This is a genomic window from Paraflavitalea pollutisoli (assembly GCF_029360705.1).
Taxonomy (GTDB): Bacteria; Bacteroidota; Bacteroidia; order Chitinophagales; family Chitinophagaceae; genus Paraflavitalea; species Paraflavitalea pollutisoli.
Genome location: NZ_JARKMX010000004.1, coordinates 563002 through 580844, shown reverse-complemented (window position 1 = coordinate 580844; position 17843 = coordinate 563002). Strand labels below are relative to the sequence as shown.

At 51.8% G+C, this 17843-nt stretch carries 12 protein-coding genes; 3 read left to right on the top strand and 9 right to left on the bottom strand.

The annotated features are described in order from the left end of the window. Positions 1 to 254: 254 nt before the first annotated feature. From P2W70_RS12220 to P2W70_RS12195, 6 genes are all read right to left on the bottom strand, one after another. Entirely contained in the window at positions 255 to 1628 is a 1374-nt protein-coding gene (locus tag P2W70_RS12220) for a HAMP domain-containing sensor histidine kinase (protein ID WP_276481746.1), read from the bottom strand. 6 nt (positions 1629 to 1634) lie between these two features. Then, positions 1635 to 2309, bottom strand: a complete 675-nt coding sequence (locus P2W70_RS12215; protein ID WP_276481745.1) for a response regulator transcription factor — start codon at positions 2307 to 2309, stop codon at positions 1635 to 1637. Positions 2310 to 2493: 184 nt separating this feature from the next. Continuing rightward, positions 2494 to 3069 carry a hypothetical protein gene (locus tag P2W70_RS12210; RefSeq protein ID WP_276481744.1) on the bottom strand — a complete coding sequence of 192 codons (576 nt, stop codon included), beginning with the start codon at positions 3067 to 3069 and terminating at the stop codon, positions 2494 to 2496. 274 nt (positions 3070 to 3343) lie between these two features. Then, a complete protein-coding gene (locus P2W70_RS12205) occupies positions 3344 to 5713 on the bottom strand; it encodes a TonB-dependent receptor (RefSeq protein ID WP_276481743.1) in 2370 nt (789 codons plus the stop codon). Between the two features lie 177 nt (positions 5714 to 5890). Next, complete coding sequence (locus P2W70_RS12200) at positions 5891 to 6691, bottom strand: LytR/AlgR family response regulator transcription factor (RefSeq protein WP_276481742.1); 801 nt, start codon at positions 6689 to 6691, stop codon at positions 5891 to 5893. Further along, entirely contained in the window at positions 6669 to 7700 is a 1032-nt protein-coding gene (locus tag P2W70_RS12195) for a sensor histidine kinase (protein ID WP_276481741.1), read from the bottom strand. The genes P2W70_RS12200 and P2W70_RS12195 overlap by 23 nt, the downstream gene beginning before the upstream one ends. 335 nt (positions 7701 to 8035) lie before the next feature. Here P2W70_RS12195 and P2W70_RS12190 point away from each other — a divergent pair, with 335 nt between their 5' ends. Continuing rightward, entirely contained in the window at positions 8036 to 10066 is a 2031-nt protein-coding gene (locus P2W70_RS12190) for a hypothetical protein (protein WP_276481740.1), read from the top strand. A 99-nt stretch (positions 10067 to 10165) separates the two neighbouring features. Here the strand turns inward: P2W70_RS12190 and P2W70_RS12185 are convergent, their stop codons facing one another. Beyond that, the gene (locus P2W70_RS12185) at positions 10166 to 10762 is read right to left on the bottom strand and encodes a nitroreductase family protein (protein ID WP_276481739.1); all 597 of its coding nucleotides are present in this window, start codon (positions 10760 to 10762) and stop codon (positions 10166 to 10168) included. 216 nt (positions 10763 to 10978) lie between these two features. Between P2W70_RS12185 and P2W70_RS12180 the strand changes: the two genes are divergently transcribed. After that, complete coding sequence (locus tag P2W70_RS12180) at positions 10979 to 12247, top strand: retropepsin-like aspartic protease family protein (RefSeq protein WP_276481738.1); 1269 nt, start codon at positions 10979 to 10981, stop codon at positions 12245 to 12247. An 11-nt stretch (positions 12248 to 12258) separates the two neighbouring features. Here P2W70_RS12180 and P2W70_RS12175 read toward each other — a convergent pair whose 3' ends face one another. Further along, positions 12259 to 13797: a hypothetical protein gene (locus tag P2W70_RS12175; protein ID WP_276481737.1), complete on the bottom strand. Its 1539-nt coding sequence runs from the start codon at positions 13795 to 13797 to the stop codon at positions 12259 to 12261. A 471-nt stretch (positions 13798 to 14268) separates the two neighbouring features. Here P2W70_RS12175 and P2W70_RS12170 point away from each other — a divergent pair, with 471 nt between their 5' ends. Beyond that, positions 14269 to 15129, top strand: a complete 861-nt coding sequence (locus tag P2W70_RS12170; protein WP_276481736.1) for a hypothetical protein — start codon at positions 14269 to 14271, stop codon at positions 15127 to 15129. Between the two features lie 81 nt (positions 15130 to 15210). Here P2W70_RS12170 and P2W70_RS12165 read toward each other — a convergent pair whose 3' ends face one another. Beyond that, a complete protein-coding gene (locus tag P2W70_RS12165; protein ID WP_276481735.1) occupies positions 15211 to 17772 on the bottom strand; it encodes a TonB-dependent receptor in 2562 nt (853 codons plus the stop codon). Between the last annotated feature and the right edge of the window lie 71 nt (positions 17773 to 17843).

Genomic DNA, 17843 nt, shown 5'->3' with positions numbered 1-17843 from the left:
AGGCCACATATAATTTATAATCAATTATTTATATGAGCACCACATAATGCGACCATTTTCTCATCGCTTTCTTAGATTACTGTGATGGCCGTCTGCAACCAACTCCTTACTTAACATAATAAAACCATTACCAAGCGGCTTTTCTCATTGCCCGGATACCTGAACGGCTGATTATTGCAGAGGCTGGGTGCCTGGTGGCATTCGGCCCAATTGTGAGTTGATAGATTTGAAGAAAATCGCCTGGCGTTGTTTTATCAACAGATCGACGGTAATGTGACAATCACCGTTGTCCCCTTCCCCTCCCGGGATTGGATCCTGATATCGCCTTTGTGCAGCCGGATAATCGTATGGGTCAGCGGCAATCCAATACCATATCCCTCGTATCGATTGGTGTTGGAAGCCCGGAAGAATGGATCAAAAATGTACTTCACCTCGCCCGCCGGAATGCCAATTCCCTCATCCACTATCACGATGATGATCCTATTTTCGGAGGTAGTTAGCGAAAGCAAAACAGATTTATTATCAGAGTATTTACAAGCATTTAATACAATATTACTCAAAGCCTGGTGCAGTAGGTGTTCATTGCCTTGTACGGTCACCAGCTTCTCCAGTTCGGGCATCTGCAAAGAGACCTTGACGCGGTTATTGGGTTCGATCTCATCGGTAGTGCGCTTGACATTCATGATCAGTTCATCGATCCGGATGAAACCCCAATCCTGTTTTTTGCCATCAAAACCTGACTGCGCCAACTGCAGCAACCCCTTGGTCACATGCTGCAGGCGTGACGCTTCCTGCTGTATCACCTGGAGGGTTTGCTGATATTCCTCACACGACCGTTCCCTGGACAAGGCGATTTCGGCTTCCCCGATGATAGACGTCAGTGGTGTTCTGAACTCATGGGAGGCATTGCTCACGAAATTGTTTTGGGTTTCGAAGGAGGCTTCCAGCCGGTCGAGCATGTTGTTGAAGGTGCGGGAGAGTTCCGTCAGCTCATCTTTCCCATCCCCTTCTTTCAACCGCAAATGCAGGTTTTGGACACTGATGTCCTTCACCTGGTTCATGATCTGCCGTACCGGCGCGAAGACCTTATGAGAGAAAAATATACCAACAGTAAAAACAACAATAACCGATGTAATAAATGTGATAACCAATATCTCCCGCAAGTTGCTGATAACGGTTTCGCCGTATAAATTGGTGGCCGAACTGATCACCAGAAAATGATCATTATGCCGGTCGCGATGAAGGATACCGGCGTAGTGCACATGATCTACCAGCTTGAAGGTCGTCTGCCCCTTGTTATCGACAATGGCCTCATAGAACGATTGTGGCAATTGCGGCCCCGTATCATTCTTTACCGATCCGGATACACTGTCGTATCGAAGAATAAAGAATCTTTCATTGGGGAGAGCCGAGAGGTATTGCTCGCGAAGCTCCTGGAAGGCGGCCGTGGTGGACTCGTCACCTTCGAAATGGATGCGGGCGGTAATCCTGGCACGTAGCTCCAGCCGTTTGAGGAAGTCATTGTAAGTAAAACGGCTGGCGAAATAGTAAACGGTCAGACTCAGGAACAGGATGATCCCGGCTGTAATGAAGGTAAAAAGCAAGCTCGTCTTGATCTGTATGCGCATGGGTACTTACTCTTTTATAATATACCCCATGCCGATCACGGTATGTATCAGCTTGCGGTCGTTTTCGTTGCCCAGTTTCTTGCGAAGGTAGTTGACGTATACATCTACGACATTGGTCCCCATATTGAAGTCGATACCCCAAACATTTTCCAGCAACTCGATACGTGACAGAACCCTGCCCCGGTTGCGCACCATGAATTCGAGCAAGCGGTATTCGGTAGAGGTGAGCGCAATCTCTTTGCCGTTGCGGATCACATTCTTGGCGGCGGTATTGACGGTTATATCTCCAATATGAAGGAGGTCGTTGGCTTTGGCGGCCCCAGCTTTGCGACGGCTAAGGGTACGCAGGCGAGCTTCCAATTCGGCAAATTTGAACGGCTTCACCAGGTAATCGTCGGCGCCACTGTCGAGGCCAGCCACGATGTTTTCGGTAGTACCCAGCGCTGTCAGCATGAGAATCGGTGTATCGATACCATCGCGACGCAGCATTTTACACAACTCCAGACCATTGATTCCTGGTAACATAATGTCGAGGATCATGACATCGTAAGAGCTGGAAGTACCCATATCAAGCCCCGATCGACCATCAGGAGCAACTGTTACCGCATACCCACTTTCACTTAAACCCTTTTTCAGCATTGTTGCCACAGCTGCCTCATCTTCAACCAATAATACCTTCATACAGTTCTATTTATTTGTGCCAGCTCCGCAACATTTCGGCAACGGAACATCTACAAAAATAACCCCTAATCGGGAGGGCCTGCATTAGAAACTGATAAGAAATTTATTATGCGTTATAGCGACGAGCAGGGCTATATGCCGCAACTGAACTACATTTTCCAGCCACTACAGGAAATGAACAACACTACCCAGCCACTACCCGCAACTGACTTCTCTGCCATTGCGATTTGGGCACCTGCACATCTGCATAGCGTTCTACTACGATGGCCATTTCGGGCGAACCGTCTTCTCCCGATTCCGCCAAAATACCTGCCTCTTCGCCAAACAGGGTCACCAATATACCACCACTACTCAGCGGCGCCAACGACAGCCCTCTTCCATCCCCCACCGACAGCCGCCCACGAAGCCCTCCACCCAATCCACCTGCCGCCTGCCCGACAGCGCCAGCATGCCTCAACCCTGGCGATGACACCCGGTACCAGGCATTCGCCACGGAGATAAACCTGGTATTGCACATGATCATCTCCACCGCCAGCCGGGATATCGGATCCGAGCCTGCCGGACCACCTACCCAAATCACACTCGCTTCATGACAGATATCTTCTTTGATCGAGTCGTGCAGTATCGCCTGCTCAGCATACAACAAGGCCCCGACACCGTGCCTACTCACCTGCTGAACCGAGCGCTTTGTACCTGCAGAAAAAACATCGACAGACGGCACAATCAACACAAATCCAATTAAAAAAGGAATTGACTTCATATTTCAGTTTGGTTTAAAATAGCCTGGCAAGCACCTCTTCCCATCGACTCAAACCCCTTGCATGAGAGCAGGCATCGGGGCTTGCACAGGCTTTGGTTTTTCTATTTGTAATTCAATGGCTGTATCCTCGGGCATGGTGGCGCCTCTCGACAACTGAGGCATGCTACTTACTAATCCGGTAGACGAACATGCCCCATGGATGTTTTAAAACAGGCCCAACATTTTTTGATACGGGCACTCAGGTCACCACACCTCCCGACCCTGCAACTGCCTATTAAAACTGCAACCTGTAGAGGATATCCGGAAAGAACCCTACCTGGTTTACTACCCCCACCTGCTTCATGACCCGGTTGTATCGCTGTATGAATACATTCTCACGATTGGTTACATTCTGTATATCGAGGTAGAAAGTATGGGAGAGCTTGCGCTTCGCGCTGTTGAGGCGGATTCCGAAACGGGTATCCAACCGGAAGTAACTGCTAAACTGCTGGCTGTTGTACCGGCTTTCATCCAATTGCTCGAATCCGGTGGCCGCTGACCGCTCCACATCGATCGGGGTAAAATAACGGCCGCCCGACTGCGTGGCCTTGATATCGATGGTAAACGCATTGCGTCCGCCGGGTCCCATCTTCCACTCTTTGCCCGCCAGTACATTCACGACCGCCTTGTTGTTGAAAGCTGTATTGCGTTCGATGCCATCACTCCCCTTGTATTTGGCATCGAAGAAGGAAGCGGTCGTCAGCAGGTAGTACCCACGGCTGAAGAACTTTTCCAGGGTCAACTCTATGCCGGTATTAGTGCCGGTACCACCATTCACCAGGCCTGCCTTTTCGGGAAAAGAGAAATCGGCCCCACTGTTCAGCACAGAAAACCCACTGGGCGTGCGCTCTACCGGCACATTGCTGATGTTTTGGTGGTACGCTTCCGCCTTCAGGCGCCAGTCACGTGCAAAAGCCCAATCGTACCCCAACACATAATGCTGCGCCCGGGTGAAGTCGAGGTCGCGGTTGCGCCGATCATAGCTTCCGTCCGGCTTTCTTTCCTGGTACAGGTATACCGGCAACGGCTGCTGCTGGTGGTGCATGCAATAACTGAGGGTGATGGTTTGATTGGACGCCAGCTGGTAACTCAACGAAGCCCGAGGCTCGATTGCCGATGTCTCATTCATACCGTACCAGATGCCATGCAGGCCTGCATTGAGCGATAGCTTTTCCGTAAAGCGGTATTTGCCCTGCACGTACGGCTGCAACAACCAGGCATTGCCATCATAATCACGAACCGTTTCCCAATCGGGTCGGTCCTCACGCGTCAGCATCTTCGTATTGAGCCCGATCAACTCGGCCAGCATCCCCCCACGCAACGTAAAGCGGGTATTGATCTTAGAATTGATGAAAGAGGAGAAACGCAGGCCGGTATTGACGGTCGATTGGTCGGTCATGTACTGCCTTTCGGGCTGCCCTTCATTGTATTTATAGATATCGCCTTCGTTGCTGACATACGAGTAGGAAACAAGGGTCCGCAGGTAGCTGTTGCGCCCCAGATCGAGCGTGTGTTTTAACCCCACCAATCCGATCTTCGATTTATAATAGGTGTCTTCGTCTTTGTTGGCGAAGAGATCGGTGGAATCGATGTCGGCCCCGATCATGTCGATGCTGCTGGTACCGCCCATGCCAAACAAACTAAACTTGCCCAGTTTGCCTTTGGCAAAATTGAGGTGGAAGATCAGGTCCTGGTATTTAGGAACGGCGTCGGTACCGATGTCGAACCCGAGCGACTGTCCGATCTGCGCAAAGGAATACCGGTAGCCTACCAGGAAAGACGAGCCATTCCCCTTTTTACCCAGCGGCCCTTCGAGCATCGCTTCCAGTCCGCTGAACATGTTCAGCTGGATAGTCTTCTCCAACTTGTCTTTGTTGCCGGTACGCAAACCGATATCGAACACGGCGCCGGTAGCGTTTCCAAACTCAGCCGGAAAAGCGCCGGTATAGAAATCGGAGTTCTTGAGGGCGTTGGTATTGAGCGCGCTTACCGGGCCTCCGGTAGTACCAAGGGTTGAAAAGTGATTGGGATTGGGGATTGGAATTCCCTCCATGCGCCAGAGTACCGCGGTGGGTGAATTGCCCCGTACCACGATATCGTTGCGTGAATCGTTGGTGTTGGCAACGCCGGCAAAATTGCTCGCGAGCTTGGCGGGGTCGTTGCGCCCGCCAGCGTAACGCGTTACGTCATCCATGCTGAAAGAGCGCGCACTACTACCAGCAAATTCATTGGATGCCATACCCTTGCGCACCTTACCTGCAGTAACCGTTACGGCATTCAAGGCAGCAATCTGCTGATCGAGGGGCACGTCGAGGACCACCTGCTTTCCGCTGGTGACGAGCACTTCGGGGATGGTAACGGTCTTGTAGCCCACGTACGTAAAGCTTACCTGATGACGTCCGATCGGAACGGATGGCAGCACAAATCGACCCAGGGAATCGGTGGAGGCGCCGATGCGCAAGCCGACGATGCTGACCGACACGTTGGTGAGTGGCCGCTCGGACGCTTTGTCGATGACGGTGCCAGAGACCGTCTGGGTGTTGTTTTGAGCAAAGGATGACAGGCTGGCTACCAGGAGTAGCCAGGCGATGAGTGAATATTTCATATTTAGGTTGGTATTGCTGGTCTAAAATAGCCACGGGTACATCGCGCTAAAAACGAAGTATACGAGGCAGACCAACAATGCGACATACGCGGGTAATGTGTAGACAACGGAAGCGGCCAGTACCCCTATGGGGGTGGCAGAGATTTGAATGGACGAGGGCATGGAAACCGGATACACCTATAGTATCTTTTGCGGATCGATGAGGCGGAACAGGTCGTCGCGATAGGAGTCGCTGATGGGAATGATATGTTGCTGCAGGTAGATGCGGTTCTTGCGGATGGAGCTGATCTTATCGACTGCGATGATGTATGACTTGTGGATGCGCACGAAGCTATTGGGGGGCAGCTTTTCAGCGATCGACTTCATCGGTAAGCGTGTTATGATAGGCTTATCCACGCCCTGCTTGTATATCTTGATATAGTCCTTCAACCCTTCTATGAAACAGATCTGACTGATCTCGATCTTCACCAGGTTGTATTCTACATTTACAAAGAGATAGTCTGGGATGAAGGTTGCCGCGGGCGCCAGGGTGATGGATGGAGACGATGCGTTGGCGGCCAGCGTAGGCGCGGTAGCAGCACTACCCGTCGCTGGCAGATAAACAGCCGTCTTCAAAGCATGGTATTCGGCGGCCTTGTTCACCGCTTTCAGGAAGCGCTCGAAAGCAACGGGCTTTACGAGGTAGTCGAGCACATCGAGATCGAAGCCATCGAGGGCGTACTTTTTATAGGCCGTGACAAAGATCACCATGGGGCGCGCGGCCATCGTAGACAGGCTTTGCAAAAACTGCATGCCTGTAATGCCGCCCATCTGAATATCGAGAAAAATGAGGTCGACGGGCTCACGGCGCAAGATCTCCAGCGCTTCATAGGCATTGAAACAGCGCCCCACGAGGTGCAGGAACGGGATGCGCCGGATATTGTCTTCCAGCAGCTCGAGCGATAACAGCTCATCGTCAACAGCCACACACCGGATCATGCCATTGTAATTTTAGGGATGCATTGAAATAGTCTCCTTCTTTTTTCAGGTCGATGTGGTGCTTTTGCGGATAGAGCAGCTTCAGCCGCCGCTCCAGGTTGACCAGGCCGATACCTGACGAATTATCGCGCGCTTCGCGCACCGTATCATTGTATTTATTATGTACCGATAAATGCAGTTCCTGCTGATCGACCAGCAGGCGGATATCGATCTCCGGCTCGTGGATCATGCCGATGCCGTGCTTGAAGGCATTTTCGATGAGCGGGATCAACAACATGGGTTCGATGGAAGGATCGCCGGGATGCGGCTTCTGCACATTGAACAGGATGCGCACATTGTGTCCGAAGCGCAGGGTTTGCAGGTCGATGTAGCTCTGTATATAGTCGATCTCTTTCGAGATGTTGACCTTCTCCTGGTCCGATTCGTAGAGCATGTAATGCATCAGGTTGCTGAGCTCGATGAGGGCGGGCTCGAGCTTATCGCTTTTCTTCCGCGCCAGCGCCACCATGCTGTTGAGCGTATTGAACATGAAATGCGGACTTACCTGTGAGCGCAGGAACGATAGCTCCATCGTCATACTTTCCTTTTGCTGGCTTTCGAGCTTCATCACGTCCATAACGAAGCGATAAGCTGTGCCAGTACCAATCACGAATAGCACGATAAAGAACTTCACGATGATATGCGCCCAGATAAAGGCGGGTGGATCTGGCATCAGCAGGTTGGCAATACCCGATAAGACGGCAATTAACAGGGAAATTCCCAGCGAAAAGCCGAGATAGGCGGCAATCTTCTTGCGGAGCAGGAACCGCGGATACAAAACATAGGCGCTGGTGTAACAGGCGATGGTAGCCAGGGCGGTCAGCAGGATCACCGGGAAATTGTAGAAGTCACGCTGGCCAGTGATCGCCGATTCCTTGAGCGGCATCAGGAAAATGGGCACCAGGATGATGATCGTAGTAAATAATATGTGCAGCAGGAGGTTGACCCACTGTTTCCGGGATAACTGCATAGTCTTAACAAAAATACCCTTTTCGGAACTGCGGCGGTGCCGGGCGGGGCTTTCAAGCGTGATTTTGCGACAAGATGACCTAGTGTGTCGACAAGAGGCGGCATAGGCGTGATCAGGATTGACCTACTGCCCGGAAGGTAAGGGCGGGCATGGATCGGTAAAATCTCGGGGTGCGGCCAGTAACGAGTTCATTAGAAACTGTTAAACCCTGGCGGTGGAACTACGTATTGTTTCGCCAGCTATTGACCGCCAACCGAAAGAGGGATATATTTGTCGGGTATGGCTTTGTCCAACCGCCTGAACCTTATCCCATTGCAATTATTATTAATACTATAATGAAGTGTAGATTGATCCACCTTATTCTTCCCCTGGCCCTGGCAGGCTGCGCCGCCGAACCTGCCGACAGCAGGATTCCACCTGCCGGCTCCCAACTCATCAAGGTTTCGCCCGGTCGCGATCTCTGGAATATCACTGGTCGCAAGAACCCCGAGCTGCTGTTTGACAACAGTGTGGCCGAAGGCAACAAGATGGACCAGGAGTACTTCATGAACAATGTGTTTGCCAGTCCGATGACGTTTTTCCTATCGCTGGGCGATAGTTGCTATAATAATATGTCCATCGATTACTTCCACGGCTATGGCGCCAGCGACTGGACCATTTCGGTATATGACAGTAACCGGGTGGAAAAAGGCAGTTTCAAAATTACCGGTGGCAGTAACAAGTGGGAATTACTGCAGGGTAACCTGAGCAGCATTGCCGATCCCATCCGGTTTATCAAATTTGAGACACTCAATCCCAGTTCGGATGTACGCGAGATCCGCCTCTACGGCAATCCCGTCGCCAAATGCTCACCGGTCGTACCCAAGGCGAAGGCCGCGCCACTCCCCGACCCCGGTTATCATTTTCAGGGTGGCTCGGCCATCGGCGGTAAAGATCCCGCTTATATGAAACTGAGCAGCGGATTGCCCCTCTATGGATCCTTCCGTTCTCCTTCGAATGTATTTGTGTGGGTGCATGACCTCAAAGCGCCGATCGACAAGCAGTCGTTCGAGATCGATAAGTTTGGCGACTTTGCCAAGAATACGCTTCAATACCAAAAGCAACTCGGCACGCCGGTAATGTTGTATATCAATGGTGCGAACGTCAAAACCGTACCGACGCTGAAGGATGCGAATGATTACAATGCGCTGTCGCAGACAAATAATTATAAAGACATTCCGCCAGGATCAGATAGTACGGCGTACGAGCCCTGGACCAAGAGCCATGGCCGTATGTGGAAGGTGATTGCTCACCTGTGGGCCAGTAATAAGAGCAGCCAGCTCGGCCCCGACTACCGGGTATATGGTACTACCAACCCCAACCTGTCGGCAGGTCAGGACCTGATCAAGGTGTTTGAGATCGGGAATGAAGATGACAAGAACTGGTTTGGCCCTACGGCTTATCACTCCCCTACGGTGATCCTGCAAAAGCTGAAGGTAGCCTGGGATTCGATCAAGTCGGTGGACCCAAAATCGAAAGTCTATGTGGGCGCCATGCTGAGTGCCGATACGGTGAAATGGAAGGCCCTTTACTTCCTCAACTACTGGAAATATCCCGGTCAGCCATTCCCCGCCGATGGCTTTTGCTTCAACCAATACATCAGCAATAATTATGGTGGTCAGAGCCATGGTACCGAAGCCGATGCCGTGAGCCCTGAGCAGTTTCAGGTAACGGAGCGCATCAAGGCCTACGCCAGCTTCCGCGACCGGCTGTTTCCCGGCAAGGGTTTGCGGTGGACGGAGATCGGCTATGCCGTTGGTAACAGCGACTACAATGTAAAGGCGGTGCCCGGCATCCCGGATACGGTTGTCACAGCCAATTTCATGGTGCGTACGCTGGAGCGTGCGGCCGCTGTGCCGAATGGCCTGGAGACGGTGTACAACTATTTCCATACATCCGATGGGTCGGGCACGTTTGGGACGATGTTTATGGTGGCGGAGCAATTTGACAAGACTACGTATGCTTATAGCGGATCTAAGAGGCTGCCACTATGGTGGTGGTATGCGGCGCGTATGAATGTGTTGCACGATTACAAGGGCTGGTCGACCATGATCAAAGATGGGGACAGCACCGGGGTGACGGTGACGCGCTATGACCATGTGAGCAACCCCAAGCAAAAAGTATATTATGTGGTGCGTGGCACTTATAATGGATCGAGCTCCAAGAACTATGCGGTCAATGTGGGCAAGGCGACGAGCGCGACGTTGGTGACCATGGCCATCGGTAAAGAAGAAGGTACACGCACGCCGCTGGCGGTCAAGAATGGCTCAGTAACGGTGCCGGAGGTGAATGAGGGCCCTCAATACATTATCGTGACGGAACAGTAACAGCTGTTTCACTTACATAAGCAGATCGCCCCGCCGGATTCGGTGGGGCGATCTGCTTTTATAGGTGTGTTCCTGCGAGCGCGTATGATGGCAGGCCATCTATTTCAACCAGGTTACTTTCTCTTCTATATTGCCGCGATGCCCATCGCCGGAGGGAATGCGTACCTGGCCTACGTAGAAAAAGCCCATCAGTCTATCTTCGGGCGCGAGGTTGAAGAGCGCTTTCGCTTCTTCAATAAAGGTAATACCGCCCGTGCTCCAGTAGCCACCTACGCCGTAAGCCTGGGCAGTAAGGGCCATATTCTGTACGGCGCAGGCTACGGCGGCAATCTCTTCCATTTCCGGTACGGCCAGGTTGCGCTTCATGGCAATGGCAATGACGTGCGAACACAACATGGGCAACTGCTTCAACTGTTCGTATTTGCCTTGCTTGAATTTGTCCCCGGCATATGCTTTATAGATAGCAGCCTGTTGTTCGGCCAGGGTCTTCCGGCTTTCGCCGCTGAATACGGTAAAACGCCAGGGTTCGGTACGCTTGTGGGTGGGCGCCCAGTTGGCATTTTGCAGCATTTGCCAGATGACCTGGTCGTCGACCGGTTGGCCGGGGTCAAACTGCTGGGTAAACACGCTGCGGCGGGTACGGATCACCTCATTGATGGTGGCTGGTGTGGACGGTATGGATGGCACGTCGATCATACTTATCAATTTGAGCAGCAAAGATAGAATGCCGGGGTTCGTAACATTTACGCATTCAGGAAAAGCTGGGGCCGGAACGGGTTATAGGTTGCCTGGGCGGGTTTGTTTCAAATTATCAGGGTACAATTCATGACTCTTTTAACACAATTCACAATGCCTTAACTAATATCCTGCTGGTATGTTATACTACTTTGCATCTTTGAATAAGCCAATTATATGAGAGTATTAATCGTTGTAGCTGTGCTGATGGCTACGTTTGCCTTACACGCCGAGACCACACCCATAGACAGCCTGTTGCAGCAGCGCGACTATTTTCGCTTGCGGTCGGCCCTGGCCTCCCCTGCCGAAGCATCTTTGCCACAGCATCGGCGGTTGTATTACGAGGCTTATGTCCATAATTTCTTTCATGACCTGCCGGCCTCCAACCGGGCTATCGAAACCATCTTCAAGAAGTACCGGAAACATTTTACCGATAAGGAACTGGGCCGCCTACTGGGCAAGAAGGCCGATAATCACTCGAAGCTGTACGAATACCGGGAAGCGTATGCGACCAACCAGTTGTTGCTGTCAAAATACGGTAGCAGTTTATCGGAGGAAGACCGGAACGATGTGCTCAATACGAATCTCATCTGGAAGGGGTTGGCCGATGTGCCTGCGCAGCGTACCACCATTGCCCGTGACAGCCGGATCGCCTATAAAAGAGACAAGGCCGGACTGGTGAACGTTCCGGTGTCGTTTCGCGATAGCACCTATGATTTTGTATTCGATACCGGGGCCAACCTGTCGGTGATCACGGAAAGCTATGCTGCTAAAGCTAGTGTCGATGTGCGCCCGGTGGTGTTCAAGGTGCGGGCTATTACGGGCATCGAGGTAGATGCCAGGCTGGGCATTGCCCGCAGTTTGAAGCTGGGCGATGTAGAAGTGCAAAATGCCGTGTTCATCGTGTTTCCGGATAGTGTGCTCTCCTTTGCCGGCGGGGCGTATACGATCAATGGCATCATTGGTTTTCCCGTGATCGAGCAGCTGGGAGAAGTGCGAATCGACAAAGCGGGCTTTGTTTCAGTACCCCAGGTAGCAGTGGACAAGCCGATCCACAATTTTGGCATCGACGAGCTGATGCCGGTGATCAATATCCACGTCAACAACGATACGCTGCCTTTTACTTTCGATACCGGCGCTCAGATCACCGACCTCAACGAGCCTTTTTATGATCGCTACACCTCACTGGTGGAATCGACGGGAAAGGCCATCGAGATGAAGCAGGGCGGTGCGGGTGGTTATGCGACCAGCAAGGCCTGGCAGTTACCGCTGACCCGGTTTACGGTGGGTGGCGAAACGGTCAACGTACCCAACCTGAATGTGAAGACGCACAGCGCCAACAGCAAGGACCGGTTTTACTATGGCAATCTGGGCCAGGATGTGATGTACCAGTTCCGGGAGCTGGTGATCAACTTCAAGTATATGTATGTGGATTTTGTGCAATAAGGGTATTGCTGCTATTCGAATTTGTAGATCAAACCAGCAAAGATGCCGTTCACACCACCGATATCGCCATCGTCGCTTTGGCTACCGCCTACTATTACGAATCGATTGTCTGCGGTGCGAATGATCTTATAGCCGATGTCGAACTTTGAACCACCCAGTGGATTTGACCATTTGATATTCCCGGCCAGGTCGAGGTTGGCCAGCCAGATATCATTGTCGCCACGAAACCCGGGAACACCTCCTTCATAGCTGTCGGTCTGCAATACGGCGAAATAACCTTTTCCGCCCGGTTGAACAATCATGGTGTGTGTTATTTCGTCATCGTTGCCGCCGTATGTTTTTTCCCAGACTTTATTGCCGGCTGCATCGGTCTTGATGAACCGTGCATCATAATACTGAGTTTGGGGACCATCCTGGGAATAACTCATCAGGTAGCCTCCATCTTCGGTGGCTACCACCGGTGCCGTCGAGGGCACCAGCACCCCGGTATCAAATCTTTTCTCCCACAGGATATTGCCAGTCGGTGTTATTTTGACCAGACAGGCTACTGATTCAACACCATACATGGCTGACCTGAACCCTCCCACGATGAAATTGCTATCGTTGGTCGCTGCCAGGTTTCTGAAAAATACATTTCGTGTCGAATCTTCTATAATAGTACCTCCCTGCAAAGCTCCTGCTGCGTCGACCGTTGTGATCCAGGTCTTATAGTAGCTGGAGGGCGCCGATACAGGGACGTCGCCTTCCATGCTTTTCGTATTGCAGAGCATCAGGAAACTGCCGTTGGGCAAAGCACCCAGGCCAAAAATGTGATCGCCCAATTTTCCACCAAAGCATTTGTTCCAGATGATCGTTCCGGACTCATCAAACTTGACGGCCCATACATCCTGTGCTCCGTGGTTGCCGATTACATCGCCGTTTTTGCTTTGTGATTCTCCAACGGCCACATAATTACCATCTGACGTCGCCACTATGTCCATGAAATCATCTACCTGCGAACCTCCCAGTTGTTTCGCCCACACCACTTCACCAGTGGCAGAAAGCCGTACGATCAATCCGTCGTACGCCAGGTTCCCCAGCACGCCCTTACCGGTAATCCCCACCACGATCAATCCACTGTCGGGCGTGGCGACTGCATTGTGGAACAACACATAGTCATTCCGTTCGTATAGACGGATAAATACTTTCGTTGCGGTAACGTTCCTGACCACCCTCACGGTAACGGGTGGCTGACCGGGGTCTGCGGACCGGATGGTCAGGGTAGCTGGTGCGGCCGTTGCGGTGAGTTCTTTGGTCGTTCTGACAACAATCGTTTTGTTGTTGGTGCCACTATCGACATCGACCTGCAGCCAATCGGTGGCCGAATCGACCTCGATGTACCAGGCTTTGTTGCTGGTGATCGCAAAGCTATCCACGGCGCCGATAAACCCACCGAGGGTGAGTTCGTTTTTGTCAACAGACAGTTCGGTCACCATTTCAACCTCTTTCTGGCAAGCTACAAAAGCAAGGACGACCATTGCCAGGAGGCAGGAAGTGAACCATTTTTTCATGTGGTGGCAGGTTATGGGTTTAACGACGGGTTATCGATCTGCACCTAAAATAATGCTGGCAACCAATATTTTAAAGCAATCCGCGGCATTTATTTTATTGCGTAGCCGGACAAACGAAGTTGGGGGGTGTGTTTTAGTAAAATGCGCCTTTACTACGCCGTATCTATACAGCATCCTGCCGGCATCTATACAGTATCCATACAGTCAGGTGCGGGCAGACCCTTCGAGTCGGTGTTTTAGGAAAATGCGCCTTTACTAGGGTAGCGGTACGGGAGCGCTACGGGAGCGGTATTAATGCGCCCCGGGGAACGGTATGCCAGCGACTGATGACTGGCCTGATCGCTCGTTTTGTAAAAGCAACTATCGGATCTGCCGCATGTCAGTCTATTTTGGTTCATTTCGGCTCAAAATGGCTCAAATACTTGGAATCGCTTTTTGATATTTGTAAATTTGCTATATAACCTATATCCCATGGCAAAACAAATAGCCGGACTCTGCTTTCTCGAGGGCACGATCGATGACCTCACTTTCTACAAGATGGATGGGCAATACTATTGCCGCACCAAAAGCTGTCTTACCAGCGAACGCGTAAAAACCAGTCCCCGTTTCAGGCTGACAATGATGAGTGCCCGGCGTATGGCCCGTGCCTCCCGGATTGGCGCCGCTATTTACAAAGCCCTCCCACCCCGCTGGCGGCAGTTCTGGATGTACCGCTCCTTTACCGGCGAGGCTTTTACCCTGCTCAAACATACCTCCCTGACCGAGGAAGCGATCACGGCTCAACTCAGTGTGTGTTATGTGGCGTATTGGGAGCAGCGCCGGGCGGCCGATCCCGACAATATCATCTGGCAACCAGTGCCTGTCAGGGTTCGCAAGCGGCGGCAATACAGTGCTGAAACCATTCAAAGGCGACTGAAGGCTTCGCGATCGAGGGCCGAGATCCGGGAGGATAATAAGCGGGCCGAAGAAGAACGGCGGCAAACCTGGGTCGAGCAACTGGCTGCGCGAGCCGCGGCGAAGGCGGCTGTGATTGCGCTGCAGGAAGCTGAACGCGGGGCGCGGGCTGCAACCTGGTTGACTATTGAGCGACCGGCAGTAGTAGATAAGCCAGCAAAAGGTAGAAAACGCGCTTGGCCGACGCGGCGGCGGACATTGGCCAGGGGCAGACTCACCGTACCAGTATACGGCGATTGGGCCATCAATCAACACGGTATTCAACAACAACAACAACGCGTGCCGGCCGTCACACGCAAAAGACGAACCGGCACGCGAACTATATTGGGTGGGCGACAACCAGCAGTTGCTGTTTGCCAACCCTGTGATTCTTCTTAACTCCCATGCCTTCGAAGGCTACGCCGGGGCGAAGTGCAATGTCCAGGTGCTTTCCATCGGAAGCATCCTGCCCACCGATGCCTATCCCCTATCGCCACCACCTTCGTCCATTCCACCCCCTTCGCCACCTTTGCGCTTGAAGAGGTTGAAGTCGGACTTACCGAATTTATAGGTAAACGTTACCCGGAAACTGCGCACGTTACGACGGCGGTAAGAGTCCTGGTAGAAGTTATCCGTATCATAAATGGTACCCCAGCGACGGCTATTGAATACGTCGTTCACACTAAACGTGAGTGTACCCTTGTTGCCTTTGAGAAAATCTTTCCGCAGGGCCGCATCCAAGCTCAACTGATCTTTGCGCTTGCCCTGTGGCAAAATCTCGGGCGATTCGTATTCGCCGATCGCCTGCAGGCTCAGCTTGTTCAGGATCTTCGATTTGCTGGCCAGGCGGTAGTTGGCAATCAGTTTCGCCTCCCAGTTAAATCCTTCATTGCTCAGGTCAACCTTATCGAGCAAGGCATTCACCTTGGTATACTGCAAACTCACGGTGGGGGTGAAATCAAAGTTCTTGCCTACCCGCTGTTGCAGCGTCAATTCACTACCCCAGGTATTGGTATTGTTGGCGTTGATGAAGGTATTGACGATCGCATTGGGATCAACCGCTGCATTGTTCAACTGCTCGTATTGTGCTGCCGTGATGGTATCGCTAAACTGGGTTATATCCCCTTCCGTGCGGCGGTAATACACCACACCGAGGAAGCTGCCAGAGCTATAGGTTTTGTTGTAATTGAACTCAAACGAGTTGGTAAACTGCGGTCTTAAGGCAGGATTACCCTGACGCAGGTTGAGCGGATCGTTGATGTCGACAAACGGATTCATCTGCCAGAAATTGGGTCGGCGGATCCGGCGTGTATAATTGATCTGGATATCTTCTGACTCGCTCAGTGCTTTGGTGATGAATACGCTGGGAAACAGGGCATCGAACAGGTTGCCGATCTTATCGGGATAGGTATACCCAAACTTCTTGGCGCTGTCGATCAGCTCACCGTCGAATTTGGAGATCTCTGCGCGCAAACCCAGCTGGTATCTGAAGTCACCGAGTTTGTTGCTATAGGTACCGTAGGCGGCATTCACCATCTCGCGATACTTGTAGTTGTTGCTGAGGGGCAGCTTGGTCTCAGCTCCGTTGGCCACTGAAAACGCATTAAAATTACTGCGCGAATCGTTGATGAAGGTGCGTAAGCCTGCTTCGAACTTGGAGTGATCGCCATTGGGATCAACATAATCCATCTGGATGGTCAGCTGGTCGCTGTTATCTCCACCGTCATTGCGCACCACGTTGGTGGGTGCCGCTACTGTTCCATCCGGATTGAAATAGCTATTGGTGATCAGCGAACGGCTGCTACCGCTACCTGTATTGAAAGTAACATCGGCATTCAGTTTCTTGCCTGCTTCCGCAAACTTATGTTCCCACAACAACTGGGTATTGCTGCGGTTGAAATCGTTCTTGCTGTTGGCCAGTCGGTCGCCGTATTGGGTCAGGTCATTGTTCAATGTGAAATAACGCTGTGACTGGGTTTCATCGTTGCGGTCGTTGCCGTTGACGAAGTTTTGCGACAGGGTCAATGTATTGCGGTTGTCGAGGAAGTAATCGACGCCAAAGCGCACGGAACCGAACTTACGGAGTCGATCTGCATCGGATACCTGGTTGAAGTAATTCTGTGCTATGCCTGCCTTCCTGTTTTCCCGGAATGACTTGCTGGTAGCGATACCGCCCGACTGGTTGTAGTTGCCGCTCACAAAGAAGTTGAACTTATTCTGACGGAGGTTCAGGGTCAGGTTGCCATTGAGGATATCGGGATAACCGGCACCTAAGGAAGCCAGGCCATTCAGTCCGAGTTTCTTGTTCTTTTTGAGGATCACGTTGATCACACCGCCTGTGCTCGACGCATCGAAGGCGGCTGAGGGGTTGGTGATCAATTCTACTCTTTCAATGTTATCGGCAGGGATCTGATCGAGTGTGAGGATCGTAGGACGACCATCTACAAAGATCTGCGGGGTATTGTTACGCAAGGTCACGTTGCCATCTACATCCACATTCACGGAAGGAATGTTCTTCATCACATCTACACCAGTACCACCTGCTGCGGTCAGACTTTTATCTACATCGAAGAATTTGCGGTCGATGCCCATTTGAAGGGCTGGTTTGGTCGCGGTGACGGTTACCACATCAAGGGTATTGGCTTCCTGCTCCAGTTTGAAATTGCCGAGGTCGGTTTCGTTGCCGGCCTTGCGGTTGAAGGCCACTTCCTGGTCGATGGCTTTGAACCCGATCGCGCTGATAGTGAGCCTGAACCTAGCAGCTGTGGAAAGTCCTTCAACACTGAAGTCACCATTGGCTTTAGAGAGCATGCCGCCCACCAGGCTGTCTTTGGGTGCACCCATGGCATCTTTTACAATCAAATATAAACGCACGGAGGCTGCTTCTATGCCTTTATTGGTCTTATCATCCAGTATGCGTCCATATAAACGTCCTTCACTGGCGCCTGCACCTTCGGGCCTTTGACCACGGCCCTGACCGTCCTGCGCAAACAGGCTGATCGATAAAACCAGCAATGCCAACAAACTTCCAATCTTTTTCATCACAATAATTGTCGTCTTTAATGATTTGATTCTCTTAGGGATATGGTTAGACGACAGCTGGTATACATCCT